The organism is Pseudomonas sp. AP42 (assembly GCF_001728935.1).
GTDB lineage: Bacteria > Pseudomonadota > Gammaproteobacteria > Pseudomonadales > Pseudomonadaceae > Aquipseudomonas > Aquipseudomonas lactis.
In genome coordinates, this window is sequence record NZ_LYSO01000113.1 from 1 (window position 1) to 19,681 (window position 19,681).

Annotated in this window: 19 protein-coding genes; 2 read left to right on the forward strand and 17 right to left on the reverse strand. The window is 60.6% G+C overall.

The features are described from left to right. Positions 1 to 100 precede the first annotated feature (100 nt). From A7K61_RS25775 to A7K61_RS25840, 14 genes are all read right to left on the reverse strand, one after another. Positions 101 to 1,069, reverse strand: coding sequence for a GTP 3',8-cyclase MoaA (locus A7K61_RS25775; protein WP_044272683.1), 969 nt, complete (start codon positions 1,067 to 1,069; stop codon positions 101 to 103). A 139-nt stretch (positions 1,070 to 1,208) separates the two neighbouring features. Next, on the reverse strand, positions 1,209 to 1,874 hold the full coding sequence (locus A7K61_RS25780) for a TetR/AcrR family transcriptional regulator (RefSeq protein WP_003189287.1): 666 nt from the start codon (positions 1,872 to 1,874) through the stop codon (positions 1,209 to 1,211). A 446-nt stretch (positions 1,875 to 2,320) separates the two neighbouring features. Next, positions 2,321 to 3,106, reverse strand: coding sequence for a TatD family hydrolase (locus A7K61_RS25785; RefSeq protein ID WP_044272681.1), 786 nt, complete (start codon positions 3,104 to 3,106; stop codon positions 2,321 to 2,323). A 62-nt stretch (positions 3,107 to 3,168) separates the two neighbouring features. Further along, positions 3,169 to 4,158 carry a DNA polymerase III subunit delta' gene (locus A7K61_RS25790; protein ID WP_032893125.1) on the reverse strand — a complete coding sequence of 330 codons (990 nt, stop codon included), beginning with the start codon at positions 4,156 to 4,158 and terminating at the stop codon, positions 3,169 to 3,171. Beyond that, positions 4,151 to 4,783, reverse strand: a complete 633-nt coding sequence (tmk, locus tag A7K61_RS25795) for a dTMP kinase (protein WP_047710253.1) — start codon at positions 4,781 to 4,783, stop codon at positions 4,151 to 4,153. The genes A7K61_RS25790 and tmk overlap by 8 nt, the downstream gene beginning before the upstream one ends. Positions 4,784 to 4,802: 19 nt before the next feature. Continuing rightward, positions 4,803 to 5,939, reverse strand: coding sequence for an endolytic transglycosylase MltG (mltG, locus tag A7K61_RS25800; protein ID WP_069558636.1), 1,137 nt, complete (start codon positions 5,937 to 5,939; stop codon positions 4,803 to 4,805). A gap of 1 nt (position 5,940) precedes the next feature. After that, entirely contained in the window at positions 5,941 to 6,756 is an 816-nt protein-coding gene (pabC, locus tag A7K61_RS25805) for an aminodeoxychorismate lyase (RefSeq protein ID WP_044272672.1), read from the reverse strand. Continuing rightward, positions 6,756 to 8,000 (reverse strand): beta-ketoacyl-ACP synthase II, encoded by a 1,245-nt coding sequence (fabF, locus tag A7K61_RS25810; protein WP_069558637.1) that lies wholly within the window; start codon positions 7,998 to 8,000, stop codon positions 6,756 to 6,758. The genes pabC and fabF overlap by 1 nt, the downstream gene beginning before the upstream one ends. Before the next feature lie 111 nt (positions 8,001 to 8,111). Then, the gene (gene acpP / locus A7K61_RS25815; protein ID WP_003175607.1) at positions 8,112 to 8,348 is read right to left on the reverse strand and encodes an acyl carrier protein; all 237 of its coding nucleotides are present in this window, start codon (positions 8,346 to 8,348) and stop codon (positions 8,112 to 8,114) included. A gap of 191 nt (positions 8,349 to 8,539) precedes the next feature. Continuing rightward, positions 8,540 to 9,283 carry a 3-oxoacyl-ACP reductase FabG gene (gene fabG, locus A7K61_RS25820; RefSeq protein ID WP_003189275.1) on the reverse strand — a complete coding sequence of 248 codons (744 nt, stop codon included), beginning with the start codon at positions 9,281 to 9,283 and terminating at the stop codon, positions 8,540 to 8,542. A 24-nt stretch (positions 9,284 to 9,307) separates the two neighbouring features. Beyond that, on the reverse strand, positions 9,308 to 10,246 hold the full coding sequence (gene fabD / locus A7K61_RS25825) for an ACP S-malonyltransferase (RefSeq protein ID WP_014719563.1): 939 nt from the start codon (positions 10,244 to 10,246) through the stop codon (positions 9,308 to 9,310). Positions 10,247 to 10,372: 126 nt separating this feature from the next. Then, positions 10,373 to 11,383 (reverse strand): phosphate acyltransferase PlsX, encoded by a 1,011-nt coding sequence (gene plsX, locus A7K61_RS25830; RefSeq protein ID WP_082239708.1) that lies wholly within the window; start codon positions 11,381 to 11,383, stop codon positions 10,373 to 10,375. 4 nt (positions 11,384 to 11,387) lie between these two features. Next, positions 11,388 to 11,570, reverse strand: a complete 183-nt coding sequence (gene rpmF / locus A7K61_RS25835; RefSeq protein WP_003179396.1) for a 50S ribosomal protein L32 — start codon at positions 11,568 to 11,570, stop codon at positions 11,388 to 11,390. 13 nt (positions 11,571 to 11,583) lie between these two features. After that, entirely contained in the window at positions 11,584 to 12,114 is a 531-nt protein-coding gene (locus tag A7K61_RS25840; RefSeq protein WP_032893131.1) for a YceD family protein, read from the reverse strand. Positions 12,115 to 12,219: 105 nt separating this feature from the next. Between A7K61_RS25840 and A7K61_RS25845 the strand changes: the two genes are divergently transcribed. Beyond that, entirely contained in the window at positions 12,220 to 12,798 is a 579-nt protein-coding gene (locus A7K61_RS25845) for a nucleoside triphosphate pyrophosphatase (protein WP_047710250.1), read from the forward strand. Positions 12,799 to 12,931: 133 nt separating this feature from the next. On the opposite strand, the gene A7K61_RS25850 is transcribed toward A7K61_RS25845, so the two are convergent. Genes A7K61_RS25850 through rluC form a run of 3 tightly spaced genes read right to left on the reverse strand, consistent with a single transcriptional unit; the run spans position 12,932 to position 15,545 of the window. Then, positions 12,932 to 13,915 carry a S49 family peptidase gene (locus A7K61_RS25850; protein WP_069558638.1) on the reverse strand — a complete coding sequence of 328 codons (984 nt, stop codon included), beginning with the start codon at positions 13,913 to 13,915 and terminating at the stop codon, positions 12,932 to 12,934. Between the two features lie 21 nt (positions 13,916 to 13,936). Then, on the reverse strand, positions 13,937 to 14,599 hold the full coding sequence (locus A7K61_RS25855; RefSeq protein ID WP_069558639.1) for an HAD-IA family hydrolase: 663 nt from the start codon (positions 14,597 to 14,599) through the stop codon (positions 13,937 to 13,939). Then, positions 14,586 to 15,545 (reverse strand): 23S rRNA pseudouridine(955/2504/2580) synthase RluC, encoded by a 960-nt coding sequence (gene rluC, locus A7K61_RS25860; protein WP_003189264.1) that lies wholly within the window; start codon positions 15,543 to 15,545, stop codon positions 14,586 to 14,588. Before rluC ends, A7K61_RS25855 begins: the two co-directional genes overlap by 14 nt. 766 nt (positions 15,546 to 16,311) lie before the next feature. Between rluC and rne the strand changes: the two genes are divergently transcribed. Then, positions 16,312 to 19,461: a ribonuclease E gene (rne, locus tag A7K61_RS25865; RefSeq protein ID WP_171905494.1), complete on the forward strand. Its 3,150-nt coding sequence runs from the start codon at positions 16,312 to 16,314 to the stop codon at positions 19,459 to 19,461. Positions 19,462 to 19,681: the final 220 nt, after the last annotated feature.

Genomic DNA, 19,681 nt, shown 5'->3' on the forward strand with positions numbered 1-19,681 from the left:
GGTTACCGTCGGTGGCTATAACCTTGAAAGTTGCAAGGATCTATAAGCATCGCAGGCAAGCCAGCTCCCACCACTGATGTGCAACCGAATTAAAACGCGATCAGCCGCCGATGATCTTCATGATCGTGGCACCGCCGGAAAACGCCACTTCCTGCTTGTCAGCCAAGGCTTTCATCAACAAGCCCTGCAACGCCGGCAACGCCTGGTGACGCGGTTGATCAAGCAAGTCACCAACATAATGGCGATTGCTGGACGACAGGCACCCATGCAGCCAACCGGTGGAGGACAATCGCAACCGCGAACAGGTGCGGCAGAACGGTACGCTCTCGTTGGCGATCACGCCGAAGAAGCCCTTGCCCGGCACTTCGTAGCGTACCGCAGTCGCATCGACGGGCGCGTTGGCTTGCAGGTATTCATGTTGTTCGCCGATCAAGCTGAGCAGCTGTTGCAAGCTGACGAACTGTTGCAGGAATGCGTTGGAGTCTTTGGCCAGGTGGCCCATGCGCATCAGTTCGATAAAGCGCAGCTCGTAACCACGCTCCAGGCAGTAATCGAGCAGCGGCATCACCTGGTCCAGGTTCTGGCCGCGCAACGGTACCATGTTGACCTTGATCTTGATCCCGGCAGCACTGGCCTGGTCCATGCCATCGAGCACGGTGGCCAGGTCGCCGCCACGGGCGATGCTGCGAAAAGCGTCGGCATCCAGCGTGTCGAGGGAGACATTGATGCGCCGAATGCCGGCAGCCACCAGCAACGGCAGTTTGCGCGCCAGCAGTTGGCCGTTAGTGGTCAGGCTGATGTCGCTCAGGCCCATCTGCCCTACCGCGCCCATGAAGGCTTCCAGCTTGGGACTGACCAGCGGCTCACCGCCAGTAATGCGCAAGCGCTCGATACCCGCCGCTTCGATCAGGTAAGCCACGCCCCGGGCCATGGCTTCGGCCGACAGCTCATCCTGGGCAGCCACCAACCGCTTGCCGTCTGGCACGCAATAGGTACACGCATAGTTGCAGGCTGAAGTCAGGCTGATCCGCAAATTGCGAAAACGCCTGCCTTGACGATCAACGATCATGGATCACTCCGGCAGAGGATAATTCGGGCGCGCTAAAAGCTGACTCATAACTCAGCTTTTAGCAAGGTCCTTGCCTGAGTATATTCCTGGGTTACTGCGCCTGGCAGTAAATCATTGCGCCATCACTGTGGCGAATAACTTACGTGGCAGGGGTTTCGCCGCTCTTCTCGGCGCCCGGCAGTTCCGGGCTGTGCTTGCGCTTGTTACCCATGCGCACGCCGATGTCCATCAGGAATTGGAAGAAACCTTCCTGGTCTTCCAGCACATTGCTCCAGAACGGCGAGTGGTACAGCGCCACAGCGCCATGCACCAGGGCCCAGGCGGCGCAGTAGTGGAAATACGGAGGCACGTCTTCAAGCTTGCCTTCGCTGATACGGCCCTTGATCAGCAGGGTCAGGCGTTCGAAGTTCGAGGCACGGATCTTGTGCAGTTCCTCGACCATCTCCGGCACTTGGTGACCTTTGACCACCTTTTCTTCGAGGCGGTCGAACAGGCGATAGCGCTGCGGGTCACGCATGCGGAACTCGAAGTAAGCGCGGGACAGGGCTTCCTTGTCTTTGTCGACATCGGCCGAGTGCAGCAACTCGTTCAAATCGCGCTCGTAGTCGAGCATCAGGCGCAGGTAGATTTCGGCCTTGGACTTGAAGTGTTTGTAGATCGTGCCTTTGCCGATACCCACGGCATCCGCAATCATCTCGACGGTGACGCTGTCTTCACCTTGTTCGAGGAACAGCTTGAGCGCGGTGTCGAGAATTTCCTGCTCACGGCGGCGAAACTCACGGACCTTACGGGGTTCTTTGTGCATGAGGAAGAGTCTGCAAAGGTCAGAAATAGGGAGGGTTGCGCAGGGCCATGGATACGTGGCGATACGATTTACCCGATGCGAGGGATTATCCCGACTGAACGGTCGTTGGGCAATGTCTATGTGAACCCGTCAGGCACATAACTTTCAATGCGCCAACGATTTCGTGGTTATCAGTCAGAAATAATACGCAACACCTGAACCTGCCCATCAGCGCAATGAGAACTCAAGCGAAGGCGGCGTATTCCAAATCTGTTTAAAAAACGATCAATCACGACTGGACTGAATGGGATAGTGGTCAATACTTCAACTGTCAGCGCGACATCTCCCCCAAGTGACGCGTCGACCTGGGTACCGACGGACTGCGTGCCCTTGTTTTACTCCTAATGGTCTTAGCCCGGATTCACCCCCCCAGAACCCGGGTTTTTTTTGCCTGCAATTCAGCCGCTCTAACCGGCTACGTGGGCCAGCGGGAACAGGCGCTTGAAGTTTTCAGTGGTCTGCTCGGCAAAACGCTCGTAAGACTCACCGCGCAGCATCGCCAGGTAATCAGCCACGTCACGCACATATTCGGGCAGGTTCGGCTTGCCGCGATGGGGGATGGGCGCCAGGTACGGCGAGTCGGTTTCCACCAACAGGCGGTCGGCAGGCACCTGGCGGGCCACATCGCGCAGCGCGTCGGCATTGCGGAAGGTGACGATGCCCGACAGGGAAATATAGAACCCCAGGTCCAGGGCAGCCTTGGCCATGTCCCAGTCTTCGGTAAAGCAATGCAGCACGCCAGCCTGCGGCAATGCGGCTTCACGCAGCAAGGCCAGGGTATCGGCGCGGGCGCCTCGGGTGTGGACGATCACCGGCTTGCGCGTCTGCTGGGCGGCTTGCAGGTGCAGGCGGAACGAGGCCTGCTGCAACTCGGCAGCTTCAGGCTCGTAGTGGTAGTCCAGGCCGGTTTCGCCAATGGCCACGACCCGCGGGTGGTTGAGTTCACCCAGTAACCAATCGAGCGCCGGGGCTTCGCCAGGCTTGAGGTCCAGCGGGTGGATGCCCACCGAGCAATCGACGTCGGCGTAGCGATCAGCCAGGGCTTTGACGTCGGCGGCATTGTCGGCGCTGACGCCAATGCACAGGAAGTGCCCTACACCACGCTGGCGGGCCGCTTCAAGGGCGGCGTCGAGGGAGCCGCCGTGCTGGGCAAGGTCGAGGCGATCAAGGTGGCAATGGGAATCTACGAGCATAGGAATCAGGGCTTAAGTCACAAAAGAGGTAGGGCCAACGATACACCCGTCGGCCACGGAATTTAACGGCGCCCGAGCAGGCCTACCCACTGCACCAGCAATGCCTCGAGCAACAGCACGCGGTTGAGGTTGGCCTTGCCGAGGACTTTCTGGCGCTGGGCGAGGATCCAGTCCTGGATGTTCAGCACTTTGTCCTGGGCACTTTTTTGCGCCAGGTATTGCACGACCTTGCGCATATCCGCCAGGCCCAGGCCGCTCTCATCCTGGGTAAGCTGATAGCGCAGGATCAGGCTGGACCAGTCGCAGAACCAGTCGAACAGCAGCAACAGCGGAATGTCCTTCCAGGCGCTTTCGGCCAGTTGCGTGGCGGACAACTCCTGCTTGAGCAGTTTCTTCACGCCATCCACGACCAGTGCACGCTGTTCGCGCACGCCCTGGGCCTGCAACTTCACCGCCGCCAAAGGCGAACCGGCCGCCAGGGTCAGCAACTCGCCGCGTTCTTCTGCGCTGCATTCGGGCAACGCCTGCGCCAGCCATTGCAGGCTCATGGCCTCGCTGGGCAACGGGCAAGCCTGCTGCACGCAACGGCTGCGAATGGTCGGCAACAAGCGGCTGGACTGGTGGCTCACCAGCAACAGCACGGTATCGCCGGACGGCTCTTCAAGGCTTTTGAGCAAGGCGTTGGCCGCGTTGATATTCATCGCCTCGACCGGCTCGATCAGCACCACTTTGCGCCCGCCCATCTGCGCGGTCTGCACCACGAAGCTGACCAGGTCGCGCACCTGGTCGACCTTGATGGCCTTGTCCGCTTCCTCGGGTTCCAGCACATAGTTGTCCGGGTGACTACCGGCCTTGAGCAACAGGCAGGACTTGCACTCGCCACACGCCTCCAGATTGACCGGGCGTTGGCACAACAGGCTCCCCATCAGGCGTTCGGCGAGGTGGCGCTTACCGATGCCCACCGGCCCATGCAGCAGATAGGCGTGGGCGTGCTGTGCGCGCCCCGCCAGTTGCTGCCAGAGGCCGTCCTGCCACGGGTAGGACTCAGCCACGGCTACGCTCCAACAGGGCGGGCAACAGCGCGTCGATAGCCTGTTGCACCTGGCTCAGCGGCTGGGCGGCGTCCAACAGGTAATAACGTGCGGGCTCAGCCTTGGCGCGCTGCAGGAAAGCGCTGCGCACTGCATCAAAAAAGGCCTGGCCTTCCAGCTCGAAACGGTCCAGGCGGCCCCGCGCACTGGCGCGGGCCATGCCCACTTCCACCGGCAGGTCGAACAACAGGGTCAGGTCGGGGCGCAGATCGCCTTGCACGAAAGTTTCCAGGGTGGCGATACGCTCCAGGGACAAACCCCGGCCCCCGCCCTGATAGGCGTAGGTGGAATCGGTAAACCGGTCGCAGATCACCACGGCACCCCGCGCCAGGGCCGGGCGAATCACTTCGGCCAGGTGCTGTGCCCGGGCGGCAAACACCAGGAGCAACTCGGTGTCCGGGTTCATCGGCTCGTCACCCGGGGCTAACAGCACTTCACGGATGCGCTCGGCCAACGGCGTACCGCCCGGCTCACGGGTCAGCACCACCTCGATGCCCTGCGCACGCAGGCGCTCGGCCAGGTAGTCACGGTTAGTGCTTTTGCCGGCGCCTTCCGGGCCTTCCAGGGTAATAAACAAGCCAGTCACAGGCAGTCCTTAGTCAGAGTCATTGCGGGCTTTGCGGCGCGGTAGTGTCCGGCGCGGGCTCGATCGGTACGTCAGGGGTGGGTGCATCGCTGGAAGGTGCCGGATCTTCCAGCGGTTTCACCACCGGGGCCGGGCTGGAACGGTAATCGGCACGGCGCTTGAGCTGGAACTCACGCACGGCGGCATTATGCGCATCCAGGTTATCCGAGAATATATGGCTGCCATCGCCACGGGCGACGAAATACAGGCTGCTGCCCGGCACCGGGTTCAGCGCGGCATGGATCGCCTCGCGGCCGACCATCGCGATGGGCGTAGGCGGCAGGCCGGCGACCATGTAGGTGTTGTAGGGGTTGGCTTCCTTGAGGTGGGCACGGGTCAATTTACCGTTGTAGCGCTCACCCAGGCCGTAGATCACGGTGGGGTCGGTCTGCAGCAGCATACCGATCTTCAGGCGACGCACAAACACACCGGCAATCTGCCCACGCTCCTGGGGCACACCGGTCTCCTTTTCCACCAGCGACGCCATGATCAGCGCTTGGTAAGGGTCGGTGTAGGGCGCGTCGGCAGCCCGCCTGCTCCACTCCTGGGCGAGTACATCGTCCAGGCGGTTGTAGGCTTTTTTCAGGAATTCGACATCGGTCATGCCGCGGACAAAACGGTAGGTGTCGGGGAAGAACCGCCCTTCAGGAAACACACCTGGGTGGCCGAGCTTATCCATCACTTCGCTGTCCGTCAGGCCCGCCAGGGTCTGCACGATCTTTTCATGCTTGGCCAGGGCGGTGCGCACCTGACGGAAATTCCAGCCCTCCACCAAGGTCAGGCTGTACTGCACCACTTCGCCGCGCTGCCACAGGCCTATCAAACCCTCGGCGGTAAGGCCCGGGCTCATGCGGTACTCACCGCTGTGCAGCGGCTGGCCTTCGAGGTTGAAGCGCCAGTACAGACGCAGCCAAAAGGCATCGTCGAGCACGCCGTCGGCTTCCAGACGATTGAAGGTGCCCGTCGGCGTAGCGCCAGCGGGTACGTCGAGCAACTGCTCCTGAGGCAGCTTCAGGGGCTGCTTGAGAGCAGAGTCGAGTTTCCAGGCCGAAAAGCCCACGAGCAACGCCGCCGAGACCAGGCTGATCTGCAGCAGTAACACCAGTTTTCGTATCAACTCAAATATCCAATAGCGCGCGAACAATGCCCTGCAGTTTACGGGTGAGTGGCCCAACCGGCCAGCTCATCGCAGCGCAGCCACGCACCGGCCAAATGCCATATACGCTGTTGCAGACGAAGACTTCATCGGCCTGTTGCAACTGCTCCACACTGATGTCGGCCACGGCCACCGGGACGCCCAGCGCTTGTGCCTGGGCCAGCACTTCGGCGCGCATTACGCCGGCAACGCCACAACGGCTCAGATCAGCGGTTAGTAACAAGCCGTTGCGCACCAGGAAAAGGTTGCTGAATATGCCTTCGATCACCCGACCAGACATGTCCAGCATCAGGCCTTCGGCATGTTCGGTATCTTGCCATTCGGCACGCGCGATCACCTGCTCCAAACGATTGAGGTGCTTGATACCGGCCAGCAGCGGCTGCTGCGCCAAACGCGTGGCACACGCAAACAGGCGCACGCCTTCGACTTCATGAGTGGGTGGGTAAACAGCGGGCGCACTACCCTGCAAGATGCGGCGCACCGGCGCGCCAGGGTTGATGCCATAACCGCGCAAGCTGTCGCCACGGGTAAGGATCAATTTGAGAATACCGTCGCCAAGGCCGGCAGCGAAGCTCAGCACTTCGTGGCGAATCAACCCGTGATCCACCACCAATGCCAAACGCCTGCAACCCTCTTCCAGGCGTTGCAGGTGGCGGTCGAGCAGCAACGGCTGCCCGGCCTTGACGGCGATGGTCTCGAACACCCCATCGCCATACGCCAGGCCTCGATCTTTCAGGGGCACGTTGTCCGCTGGCTGACCGTCGACCCAGCTGTGCATCACTCGGCGAACCGGCGGAACACCAGGGAACCGTTGGTGCCACCGAAACCGAACGAGTTGGAAATCGTCACGTCGATCGGCATGGGTTGCGCTTCGTGGGGCACGAAGTTCAGGTCGCAGCCTTCGTCCGGCTCATCAAGGTTGATGGTCGGCGGTGCGACCTGATCCCTGATTGCCATCACACTGAAGATCGCCTCGACCGCGCCCGCCGCACCCAACAGGTGGCCGGTCATGGACTTGGTGGAGCTGACCGCCAGCTTGTAGGCATGCTCACCGAACACCGACTTGATGGCCTCGGCTTCCGCCAAGTCGCCAGTCGGGGTCGAAGTGCCATGGGCGTTGATGTACTGCACCTGGTCGGGGTTGACCTTCGCATCGCGCAGGGCATTGGTGATGCAACGCGCAGCACCCGCTCCGTCGGACGGCGGTGAAGTCATGTGGTACGCGTCACCGCTCATGCCGAACCCGATCAGTTCGGCGTAGATGGTGGCACCACGCGCCTTGGCGTGCTCCAACTCTTCGAGCACCAGCGCACCGGCACCGTCGGACAGCACGAAGCCGTCACGGCCTTTGTCCCACGGACGGCTGGCACGGGTCGGCTCGTCATTGCGGGTCGACAGCGCACGGGACGCGCCGAAGCCGCCCATGCCCAGGCCGCACGCGGCCATTTCGGCGCCGCCGGCGATCATCACATCGGCTTCGTCGTAGGCAATGTTGCGCGCCGCCATACCGATGCAGTGGGTGCCTGTGGTGCACGCCGTTGAAATCGCGTAGTTAGGCCCCTGTGCCCCCAGATGGATGGACAGGAAGCCGGAAATCATATTGATGATCGAGCCCGGTACGAAGAACGGTGAAATTCGACGTGGGCCAGTCTCATGCAGCGTGCGGCTGGTTTCTTCGATATTGGTCAGACCGCCAATACCCGAACCCATGGCCACACCGATGCGGTCACGGTTGGCGTCGGTGACTTCCAGGCCGGCGTTACGCACCGCCTGAAAACCGGCAGCCAGGCCGTACTGAATGAACAGGTCGAGCTTGCGGGACTCTTTGATCGAGAGATATTCCTCGACATTGAAGCCCTTTACCGAGCCGCCAAAACGGGTGGAATAGGCAGAAAGGTCCGTATGTTCGATCAGACCAATACCACTGCGGCCAGCCAGAATGCCCTGCCAACTGCTCGGCACATCCGTACCCAGTGGCGACAACATACCCATACCGGTGACTACGACGCGTCTACGCGACACAGCACTCTCCTTTTTCTAATGACGACACTTTTTCATCGCCGCTAAAGAAAAAACCGCACGCCGTTACAGCAGTGCGGTTTTTCCCTGACAGCAAGCGACGACTACAAACTATTACGCCTGGTGGCTAGTAACGTAGTCGATGGCAGCTTGAACAGTAGTGATTTTTTCAGCTTCTTCGTCCGGGATTTCGGTCTCGAATTCCTCTTCCAGAGCCATCACCAGCTCAACGGTGTCAAGGGAATCGGCACCCAGGTCTTCTACGAAGGAAGCAGTGTTGACCACTTCTTCTTCCTTAACGCCCAGTTGCTCGGCGACGATTTTCTTGACGCGCTCTTCGATGGTGCTCATACCTTGTTTAACTCCTAATGGACAAATTCAGGCAGCTGGCCAGTGGGTAAGTGTATAGAAAGCCATTTCAGCTTTTCAACTGAAAGCTTCACCCTGTACCCGGTCGACCACCTGCCTATAAATTAAGTTGCAGCTTTATAACGGATTTTAGACAGCTCGTATGACATTTTTTTGAAGCGATCCGTCACAATTTAACTCATGTACATCCCGCCGTTCACCGGGATTGTAGCCCCAGTCACGTATGCCGCACCGTCAGATGCCAGGAAAGTGACCACATTCGCGATCTCTTGAGCCTGGCCCAGACGGCCCAGCGGAATCTGCGTCAGCAAGGCTTCGCGCTGTGCTTCCGGCAGTTCGCGGGTCATATCGGTGTCGATGAACCCAGGGGCCACCGAGTTGACCGTAATCGACCGCGAGCCGACTTCACGCGCCAGTGCGCGGCTGAAACCTTCCAGGCCGGCCTTGGCAGAGGCATAGTTTACTTGGCCTGCGTTGCCCATGGCACCCACTACGGAGCCAATATTGATAATTCGGCCCCAACGCGCCTTGGTCATGCCGCGCAAAACGCCCTTGGACAGGCGAAACAGACTGTTCAGGTTGGTATCGACCACGTCGTACCACTCGTCGTCTTTCATGCGCATCATCAGGTTGTCACGGGTGATCCCGGCGTTGTTCACCAGAATAGCCGGCGCACCGAACTGAGCAGTGATCTGTGCCAGTACGGCAGCCACGGACTCATCGCTGGTCACATTCAGCTCAAGACCGGTGCCTTGTACGCCGTTTTCCTTCAAGGTCGCGGCGATACGTTCGGCGCCCGAGGCGGAGGTGGCGGTGCCGATCACAACGGCGCCCTGACGGCCCAGTTCCAGGGCGATGGCCTGGCCAATGCCACGGCTTGCGCCGGTAACCAGTGCAACTTTACCTTGCAGACTCATGCAGGCTTCTCCTAAGTACGGGATTCAGGCCAGTGCCGCGCGAGCGGCAGCGAAGGCTTCAGGGGTATTGAGGTTGGCGGTCGACACACCGTCGGCGCAGCGCTTGTTCAAGCCGGCCAGGACTTTGCCCGGACCGCACTCGACCAGTTCGGTGGCACCGTTGGCGGCCAGGGTCTGGACCGATTCAACCCAGCGCACTGGCTTGTACAGTTGCTCCAGCAGGTCGCGCTTGAGGGTGTCGAGGTCGGCGGCCACGGCCGCGCTGACGTTCTGCACCAGCGGAATCTGCGGCGCCTGCCAGTTGATAGCCGCGATAGACTCAGCAAAACGCTCGGCAGCCGGGCGCATCAGTTCGCAGTGGGACGGCACGCTCACCGGCAATGGCAGGGCACGCTTGGCGCCACGGGCCTTGCAACCTTCGATGGCACGCTCGACAGCCGCCTTGGCGCCGGCGATCACCACCTGGCCTGGGGAGTTGAAGTTCACCGCGCTCACCACTTCGCCTTGCGCCGCTTCGGCGCAGGCCTCGATCACCACCGCGTCGTCCAGGCCCAGGATAGCGGCCATGCCGCCCTGCCCGGCCGGAACGGCTTCTTGCATCAGTTGACCACGACGCTCGACCAGCTTGACCGCTTCAGCCAAGGTCAGGCTGCCCGCAGCCACCAGGGCACTGTACTCGCCCAGGCTGTGACCCGCGACAAAGGCAGGGCGTGCGCCGCCTTCTGCCAGCCACAAGCGCCATAGGGCGATCGAAGCGGTGAGGATGGCCGGCTGGGTTTTATCGGTTTGGTTGAGCAGCGCTTCCGGCCCTTGCTGGGTCAGTGCCCACAGGTCATAACCCAGGGCGTCGGAAGCTTCCTTGAAGGTGTCCAGGATCAGCGGGTATTGCGCGCCCAGCTCGGCCAACATGCCGAGGGACTGCGAACCCTGCCCTGGAAAGACGAATGCGAGGGATGTAGACATGTAACAAGCCCCTAATGATCTGGTCGTCAAAAATGCTCGCGCCTACGGTAGGCGCAAACGAAACTGACAGATTGGATGGTCAATTGAACTGGCCGGTCACATTTAAGCACTCCCGGGCCAATTCGCCTAAGGCAACAGATCCTCAAGACGGCCGTGCAAGCGTTGCGGCAGGTTCTCTTGAATCTCGATCAGGGCCCGCGCAATTGCACTTTGAAAGCCCAGCACACCGGCCGAACCGTGGCTTTTCACCACAATACCCTGCAAGCCAAGAAAGCTTGCACCGTTGTGTCGTGCTGGCGCCAGGTCGGCCTGCAAGCGTCGCATCAAGGGCAGCGCCAAGGCACCCACCATGCGTGACGCCAGGTTGCGCTTGAACAAAGCTTCGATACGCGTGGCAATCATAGTTGCCAGGCCTTCGCTGGACTTGAGCAGGATATTACCGACAAAGCCGTCGCACACCACCACGTCAGCTTCGCCACGGTACAAACCATCGCCCTCGACAAAGCCGATGTAGTTCAAACCCCGCGCGCCTTGCAACAAGGTGGCGGCAAGCTTGACCTGCTGGTTGCCCTTGATGTCCTCGGTGCCAATATTCAGCAGGGCCACCCTGGGTCGGGCTACGCCCAGCGCCTCGGCGGCCACCGAGCCCATTACGGCGAACTGCAACAGGTGCTCGGCGCTGCAATCGACATTGGCGCCCAGGTCCAGCAGTTGGCAATAGCCCTTCTGCGTCGGGATCGCCGCCACCATGGCTGGCCGATCAATACCCGGCAAGGTTTTGAGCACATGCCGCGACAAGGCCATCAACGCGCCGGTATTACCGGCACTGACACAGGCTTGCACCTTGCCATCACGCAACAACTCAAGGGCCACCCGCATTGAAGAATCGGGTTTGCCACGCAGGGCAACCGCCGGCTTTTCATCCATGCCAATGGTTTCGCTGGCTGGCGTAATCGTCAGGCGCGCGCGATCCACCGCCGGATGGCTGGCAATCAGTTCTTCAAGTAGGGAGGGTTGACCGACGAGGGTCAGGTGCAGCGAGGGCGTGGCAGACAGGCTGGCAATGCAGGCCTGAACAATGCTGCGGGGACCGAAGTCCCCGCCCATTGCGTCAATCGCGATGACTTGAGCAGACAAGTGATTACTCGTCAGCGCCCTTGTCGATCACTTTACGGCCACGGTATACGCCTTCTGGCGATACGTGGTGACGCAGGTGAACTTCACCAGTGGTCTTTTCCACAGACAGGGTGCTAGCCTCGAGAGCGTCGTGCGAACGGCGCATGTCACGGGCGGAGCGGGATTTTTTGTTCTGCTGAACAGCCATAATTGATTAACTCCTAAACGTTTGGGTCACGCTTTAACTGCGCCAATACACTGAACGGGTTGGACCGCGTTACCTCGTCCTCGCTCGGCTCGGCCTCGTCATCGAGACCCTCCGGCTGCTGGCATTCTTCCGGATGATGAGCAGGCACAATGGGCAAGGCGAGCAAAAGCTCCTCCTCGATCAGTGCATGCAGATCCAATGGATCTTCGCCCAGTTCCAGCACGTCATAACCTTTCGGCAACGACTGGGTATTCGCACCCTCTTTCACCACAGCATAACTGCATTCGCTGTGGATCGGCAGGGTGACCAGCTCAAGACAACGCTGGCAAACCATTTTGACTTCGGTGTCGATAACGCTGTGGATTACCACAGATTTACGTTCATCTCGTTCAAAAACGAATTGTGCCTGCACCGTACCGACAGTGTCGGAAAGCGGGTCGCAGAGTCTCTCCAAATCGGCCAGCAGCACTTCACCTTGAAGGGTGGTGCCACGATCAGCCAATTTGCGCGGGTCAACGTGAGGTGGAATCGGGTCATTCAACATAGGCGCAGCATTATAGGGATGCACCCGGCCATGTCAAAGGAAATTCAGCCCTGTGCGTCAGCCGGTCACGTCGCTAGAATCGGCGACTGCCTTGAGGAGACGTATATGCTGCCTTTATTACTCGCGTCCAGCTCGGTTTATCGCCGGGAATTACTGAGCCGCCTGCACCTGCCGTTCACCTGCAGCTCGCCGGATATCGACGAAAGCCACCGCCCGGATGAGTCCGCCATCGAACTGGTCAAGCGCCTGGCCGAGCAAAAGGCCCGTGCCCTTGCCGCCAGCCATCCTGGCCATTTAATCATTGGCTCGGATCAGGTCGCTGCACTGGAAGGCCGGATCATCGGCAAGCCCCACACCTACGAAAACGCTCGCGAGCAACTGCTGGCGGCCAGCGGCAAGCGCGTGAGCTTCCTCACGGGCCTGGCGCTGCTCAACAGCGAGACTGGGCACTGCCAGGTGGACTGCGTGCCCTTTACCGTGCAGATGCGTGAACTGGATGCAGAACGTATTGAGCGCTACCTGCGGATCGAGCAGCCTTATGACTGTGCGGGCAGCTTCAAGGCAGAGGGACTGGGTGTGAGCTTATTCCAGAGCACGGACGGGCCGGATGCGACCAGCCTTGTAGGGCTGCCACTGATTCGGCTGGTGGACATGCTGCTGACCGAAGGCGTGAAAATTCCTTAAGAACACTGCAAAACCAAATGTGGGAGCGGGCTTGCTCGCGAAAGCGGAGTGTCAGCCAATACAAGTGCGACTGATCCACCGCCTTCGCGAGCAAGCCCGCTCCCACATTTTGAGCTATGTCAGCCTTCAGATTTCAGCGCAGGGACGGCCCCTGGAAGCCCATATACAGAGCTAGCTTCTCCGCCACACTGGCACCGAGCTTCTTGGAGAAGCGATCAAACGGCGATTCCTCAACCGTAAAATCCACCAACTCCTTCTCGCCAATCACATCCCGCGCCACCGAACTGGCACTGCCCAGGCCATCGATCAGGCCCAGCGGCAACGCCTGTTCACCCGACCAGACCAGGCCGGAAAACAGCTCTGGATGGTCTTTATCCTTCAGACGATCCCCACGGCCCTGCTTGACGCTGGCAATGAACTGACGATGAGTAGTGTCGAGAACGCCCTGCCAGAACGCGGTTTCATCCGCCTTCTGCGGCTGGAAAGGATCGAGGAACGACTTGTGCTCACCCGAGGTGTAGGTGCGACGCTCTACCCCCAGCTTCTCCATGGCACCGACAAAACCGTAACCGGCCGCGGTCACACCAATAGAACCCACCAGGCTGGCCTTGTCGGCATAGATCTGGTCTGCGGCACTGGCAATGTAATAGGCGCCCGAGGCACCCAGGTCGGAGATCACGGCATAGAGCTTGGTATCCGGATGCAAGGCGCGCAGACGACGAATCTCGTCATACACATAGCCCGACTGCACCGGGCTGCCGCCTGGGCTATTGATGCGCAGGACCACGCCTTTGACCTTGGGGTCCTCAAAAGCTGCGCGCAGGCTGGTGACAATATTGTCGGCACTGGCAGGCTCCTTGTCGGCAATCACGCCGCGCACCTCAATCAAGGCGGTGTAATGGCTGCCACGGGTGGCACTCTTTTCCATGTCCATCAGCGGGCTGAACAGCGCCAGCATCCCAAGCAGGTACACAAAGGTCAGCAGCTTGAAGAAAATCCCCCAGCGCCGCGAGCGCCGCTGCTCCTGGACGCTCGCCAGTAGGGTCTTCTCCAGCAGCTTCCAGCTTTTATCATCACCGCTCTCGGCCTTTTCAGGCGCTTTCCACTCGTCACTCATGCCATCAACCCCAGCAAAGACTTATCGGGCCCGGCTGAGCCAGGCCTGTAGTTCGGAAAAATGATCAATCGTCAGTCTCGGTTCGTATTGCTGCAATGCCTCGGCCGACTGGGCGCCGTAGCTGACCGCGACGCTGTCCATGCCCGCATTGCGCGCCATCATCAGGTCGAAAGACGCATCGCCCACCATCAATGCCTCGCGTGGTGTTACGCCACAGTGCGCAAGGATCTGCTCCAGCATCAACGGGTGGGGCTTGCTGGCGGTTTCATCCGCAGCGCGGGTGATATCAAAGTAATCTTCCCAGCCGTGAGCCTTGAGCACACGGTCCAGGCCGCGACGAGCCTTGCCGGTGGCGACCGCCAGGTGATACCCCTGGGCACGAAACGCTTCCAGCGATTGCACCACACCTTCAAACAGCGGCGAAGGTGTAGCCTCCAACGCAATGTAGTGGTCGGCGTAGTGCTCGCGAAACGCTACCAACTCGGCGTCGCTGATGTCGGGGTACAGGGTGCGAATGGCTTCAGGCAAACCCAGGCCGATAATGCCCTTGACTGCCAGGTCCGTGCACAAGTCAAAGCCCGAGCGGGTCGAGGCCATGTGCATGGACTCGACGATGCGGCCAATGGAATTGGCCAGCGTCCCGTCCCAATCGAAGATCAGCAGCTTGTAGTCAAGGTGCGACACTCAAACGCTCCACGGTCTTGGCCCACATTTCATCGACCGGCGCCTGCAGTTTCAGCTCGCCGCCATCGGGCAGCGGCACGGTGAGCATGTAGGCGTGCAGGAACAGCCGCTTGCCGCCCAGGTCGCGAATTTCCTTGGAGAAATCCTCGTCGCCGTACTTGGTGTCACCGGCGATGCAGTGACCTGCATGCAGGGTGTGCACCCGAATCTGGTGGGTGCGCCCGGTCACCGGCTTGGCCTCGACCATGGTGGCAAAGTCCCCGAAGCGACGCAGCACCTTGAACAGGGTCAGGGCCTCTTTGCCCTCCTCGTCCACTTCGACCATGCGCTCGCCGGAGCGCAGGTTGCTCTTTTGCAACGGCGCACGCACGCTCTTGATCGAGCTGGCCCAGTTGCCGCGCACCAGCGCCATGTAGCGTTTGTCCACGCCATCGCCACGCAGGGCGGTGTGCAGATGGCGCAACATGCTGCGCTTCTTGGCGATCATCAGCAGGCCAGACGTGTCGCGGTCCAGGCGATGAACCAACTCCAGCTCCTTGCAATCGGGGCGCAACTGACGAAAGGCTTCGATCACGCCGAAGTTCAAGCCACTGCCGCCGTGAACCGCAATGCCACAGGGCTTGTTGATCACGATCAGCTTGTTGTCTTCGAACACAATCGACGCTTCCAGGCGCTGCAACAGGCCTTGGGCCAGCGGCACCGGCTCGTCGCGCTCAGGCACGCGCACGGGCGGCACACGGACGATATCGCCCGCCTGCAGCTTGTACTCAGGCTTGATGCGCCCCTTGTTCACGCGCACTTCGCCTTTGCGCAAGATGCGGTAAATCAAGGTCTTGGGCACGCCTTTGAGCCTGGCCAGGAGAAAATTGTCGATGCGTTGGCCGGCATATTCCGGCGAGACCTCAAGCAGCTGGACGCTGGGGGTCGGGGGGGCGGTAGTCGTCATGGCGGCGATGATAACAATTTTTTATGGAATTGAAGCACTTAATCATTACTGCTATAGTCGCGAACGCCGCCAAAAGCGGCCTGGACAGAGGACTTGCGGCAAACTGCCGGCCCTGACCATCGCAATTCATCAGGACGCGAGGCCGTCCTACGGGGCTTTCGCCACCCAGGAAGGCTCAAGATTGTAACAAGCGCAGGTGACATGAGGCCTGAAGCGAGTGCAGAAAGCAGAGTGAATACTCGCCTTTTGCGCCGATATTTACGGCCAGTTCACAAAGTGCAGTCAGTTTTGAGCCAGACCGTGGCGAATGCTTCGGAAACAACGCCTGTTAAGAGCTGAGTGAGAGCGCAACCGCCCACACCTAGTCTTGTTTAGCCATGAGCGTGGACTCCCCATTGGAGTACACGGTAAATGCCAACCCGCTGCGGATTCTGCGCGCGGCAGCACCCGAATTATCAGGGATACGTGTAGGGTGGAGATGCACAACCGTCGGACTGTGTAGCACTAGGCTTGTTTTAGACGCTTCATCTCGTCCACAGTCGCCGGTTGATTCCTCCTCCTGACCTTAGCTTTTGTTGAAGTGGTGCCTTTGTCACCACCGCTAACGAGCAGGACGCGTCCGTCGCGATACCGGCCCAATTGGCCGATTTTGCTGGACACTGGAGTGGCCAACCACTCTTGACGCACCTGACACCGACCGTGAGAAGTCGTGTGTGCCGAACGCCGTTTCCGGCAGCCCGGAAACCGACGGTACAACATGAAAAGAATGCTGATTAACGCAACTCAACCCGAAGAGTTGCGTGTTGCACTGGTAGATGGCCAGCGCCTCTACGACCTGGACATCGAATCCGGTGCACGCGAGCAGAAAAAGGCCAACATCTATAAAGGCCGTATCACTCGCATCGAACCAAGCCTTGAGGCTGCCTTTGTCGATTTCGGCTCCGAGCGCCACGGCTTCCTGCCCCTTAAAGAAATCTCCCGCGAATACTTCAAGAAAGCCCCCGAAGGCCGCGTGAACATCAAGGACGTCCTGAGCGAAGGCCAGGAAGTCATCGTCCAGGTCGAAAAAGAAGAACGTGGCAACAAGGGCGCAGCCCTGACCACCTTCATCAGCCTCGCCGGTCGTTACCTCGTACTGATGCCGAACAACCCACGTGCCGGCGGTATTTCCCGTCGCATCGAAGGCGAAGAGCGCAACGAACTGCGTGAAGCGCTGAACGGCCTGATCGCACCGGCCGACATGGGCCTGATCGTGCGCACTGCCGGCCTTGGCCGCAGCAGCGAAGAAATGCAGTGGGACCTCGATTACCTGCTGCAACTGTGGACCGCTATCAAAGAAGCCTCCCTGGATCGCTCCGCGCCATTCCTGATCTACCAGGAAAGCAACGTGATCATCCGCGCCATCCGCGACTACCTGCGCCAGGACATCGGCGAAGTGCTGATCGACAGCGTTGAAGCCCAGGACGAAGCCCTGACCTTCATCCGCCAGGTGATGCCGCAGTACGCCAGCAAGATCAAGCTGTACGAAGACAGCGTGCCGCTGTTCAACCGTTTCCAGATCGAAAGCCAGATCGAGACCGCCTTCCAGCGCGTGGTCGAACTGCCTTCCGGCGGCTCCATCGTGATCGACCCGACCGAAGCCCTGGTGTCCATCGACATCAACTCGGCGCGTGCGACCAAAGGCAGCGACATCGAAGAAACCGCCCTGCAGACCAACCTGGAAGCGGCTGAAGAAATCGCCCGCCAGCTGCGCCTGCGTGACATCGGCGGCCTGATCGTCATCGACTTCATTGACATGACTCCTGCCAAGAACCAGCGCGCCGTGGAAGAGAAAGTCCGCGAATGCCTGGAAGCTGACCGCGCTCGCGTGCAAGTCGGCCGCATCTCGCGCTTCGGCCTGCTGGAAATGTCCCGTCAGCGCCTGCGTCCATCCCTGGGCGAGAGCAGCGGCATCGTTTGCCCACGTTGCAACGGCACCGGCATCATCCGTGACGTTGAATCGCTGTCCCTGGCGATCCTGCGCCTGATCGAAGAAGAAGCCCTGAAAGACCGCACCGCCGAAGTTCGCGCACAAGTGCCGATTCCGGTTGCGGCCTTCCTGCTCAACGAAAAACGTAACTCGATCACCAAGATCGAACTGCGTACCCGTGCCCGTATCGTCATCCTGCCGAACGATCACCTCGAAACGCCGCACTTTGAAGTCCAGCGCCTGCGTGATGACAGCCCGGAAGCCCACAGCGGCCAGTCCAGCTATGAAATCGCCGCGGCTGCCGCCGAAGTCGAAGAAGTCCAGCCAGCCGCTGCGACCCGCACCCTGGTTCGCCAGGAAGCGGCCGTGAAGACTGCACCAGCCCGCGCCAACGCACCGGTACCGACCGAAGCCGCCGCCCCGGTTGCCGCGCCAGCCGCCCTGCCTGAGCCAAGCCTGTTCAAGGGCCTGGTGAAGTCGCTGGTCAGCCTGTTCGCCACCAAGGAAGAGCCTGCCGCCCCGGTTGTGGTTGAAAAACCTGCCACCGAGCGCCCGGCGCGCAACGAAGAACGTCGCAACGGTCGCCAGCAGAGCCGTAACCGCAATGGCCGCCGTGACGAAGAGCGCAAGCCTCGCGAAGAACGTGCCCCGCGTGAAGAACGCGCACCACGCGAAGAGCGTGCGCCTCGCGAAGCCCGCGAAGAAACCCCGACCGTCGCCCGTGAAGAACGTGCACCGCGTGAAGAGCGCGCCCCACGTACCCCACGCGCTCCACGTGAAGACCGCAAGCCACGTGGCGAGCGTGAAGAACGTGTGCGTGAACTGCGCGAGCCTCTGGACGCGGCACCTGCCGTTGCCGCTGCCGCAGCCGTTACCACCGAAGAACGCCCGGCCCGCCAGCCGCGTGAAGAGCGCGCACCCCGTGAAGAGCGTCAACCGCGCCCGCCACGTGAAGAGCGTCAACCACGCGCCGAGCAAGCCGCTGCCGCTAGCGAAGAAGAAGTACTGACCGGCGAAGAGCAACTGCAGGAAGACGGCCAGGACAACGCCGAAGGCGATCGTCCACGCCGCCGCTCCCGTGGCCAGCGTCGTCGCAGCAACCGTCGTGAGCGTCAGCGTGATGCCAACGGCAACGTGATCGAAGGTTCGGAAGAAGCCGGCGAAAACCCAGAAGCTGCCAACAACGAACCAACAGGCGCCGAACTGGCTGCCGGCTTGGCCGTTACCGCTGCCGTTGCCAGCTCGGTCATCAGCGCCCCCGCTGAAGCCCAGGCTCACGAGCAAGCCGAACGCGCTACCGCTGCCGTCGAAGACACTGTTGCCGTAGAAGCGCCAGCCGCCGAAACCCCAGCGGTCGAAGCGCCGGTTGTTGAAGCGCCAGTCGTTGAAGCCACAACCCCTGTCGAAGCCCCAGTGGTTCCGGAAGTGGAAGTTGCCCCGGTTCGCGATGCACAGCCAGAAACCGAAGCGGTTGCCGTTGAACCGGCTCCAGTGGTTGAGCCTCAGCCAGTAATCGAAGCGGCTGTAGAAGCTCCGGTAGTCGAAGAAGCAGCCCCGGCCGTGCGTGAAGTTCGCGAAGAACAGACCGCCTTCCAGTGGACCGCCGAACCGGCTGCCCCGGTTGAAGCGCCAGCACCTGCCCCAGTGGTAGAAGAAGCGCCAGCACCGGTTGCCGAAGTCGTCGCCGAGCCAGCCCCAGTGGTTGAACCGACGCCGGTTGCGGAGCCTGCGCCCGTGGTTGAAGTTGAAGCCCCGGTGGTTGCCGAAGTGGCCGCCCCTGTGGTTGAAGCCGCACCTGCAAGTGCCCTCACCGAGAACGGCCGTGCGCCGAACGACCCACGTGAAGTGCGTCGTCGCCGCAAGGAAGCCGAAGCTGCTGCAGCCGCAGCCCAGGCGGTAGAGCACAAGGCCCCGGAAGCAGAGCACGAGCCTAAACCCCTCGTCTGATTCCAACCGCCACTAAAAGCCCCGCCTGAGTGATCAGGCGGGGCTTTTTTATGGCTGACTATCTCGCTTTGGAATGGAATCTCTGTGGGAGCGGCTTGCCTGCGATAGCGGCGGTGACTGACACACCGCTATCGCAGCATAGGTATCTACACTCGACAGTAACCACGATGCGAAGCGAGTCGCTCTTGATCTGCTTTTGATCTTGATCTTATGCGCCCCA

Coding starts and splice junctions, on each gene's coding strand:
- A7K61_RS25785 (WP_044272681.1), bottom strand. CDS start 3,106: ATGCTCGTAGATTCCCATTGCCACCTTGATCGCCTCGACCTTGCCCAG.
- A7K61_RS25775 (WP_044272683.1), bottom strand. CDS start 1,069: ATGATCGTTGATCGTCAAGGCAGGCGTTTTCGCAATTTGCGGATCAGC.
- A7K61_RS25780 (WP_003189287.1), bottom strand. CDS start 1,874: ATGCACAAAGAACCCCGTAAGGTCCGTGAGTTTCGCCGCCGTGAGCAG.
- acpP (WP_003175607.1), bottom strand. CDS start 8,348: ATGAGCACCATCGAAGAGCGCGTCAAGAAAATCGTCGCCGAGCAACTG.
- pabC (WP_044272672.1), bottom strand. CDS start 6,756: ATGCACAGCTGGGTCGACGGTCAGCCAGCGGACAACGTGCCCCTGAAA.
- rne (WP_171905494.1), top strand. CDS start 16,312: ATGCTGATTAACGCAACTCAACCCGAAGAGTTGCGTGTTGCACTGGTA.
- rluC (WP_003189264.1), bottom strand. CDS start 15,545: ATGACGACTACCGCCCCCCCGACCCCCAGCGTCCAGCTGCTTGAGGTC.
- fabD (WP_014719563.1), bottom strand. CDS start 10,246: ATGTCTACATCCCTCGCATTCGTCTTTCCAGGGCAGGGTTCGCAGTCC.
- A7K61_RS25845 (WP_047710250.1), top strand. CDS start 12,220: ATGCTGCCTTTATTACTCGCGTCCAGCTCGGTTTATCGCCGGGAATTA.
- fabG (WP_003189275.1), bottom strand. CDS start 9,283: ATGAGTCTGCAAGGTAAAGTTGCACTGGTTACCGGCGCAAGCCGTGGC.
- A7K61_RS25840 (WP_032893131.1), bottom strand. CDS start 12,114: ATGTTGAATGACCCGATTCCACCTCACGTTGACCCGCGCAAATTGGCT.
- rpmF (WP_003179396.1), bottom strand. CDS start 11,570: ATGGCTGTTCAGCAGAACAAAAAATCCCGCTCCGCCCGTGACATGCGC.
- A7K61_RS25850 (WP_069558638.1), bottom strand. CDS start 13,915: ATGAGTGACGAGTGGAAAGCGCCTGAAAAGGCCGAGAGCGGTGATGAT.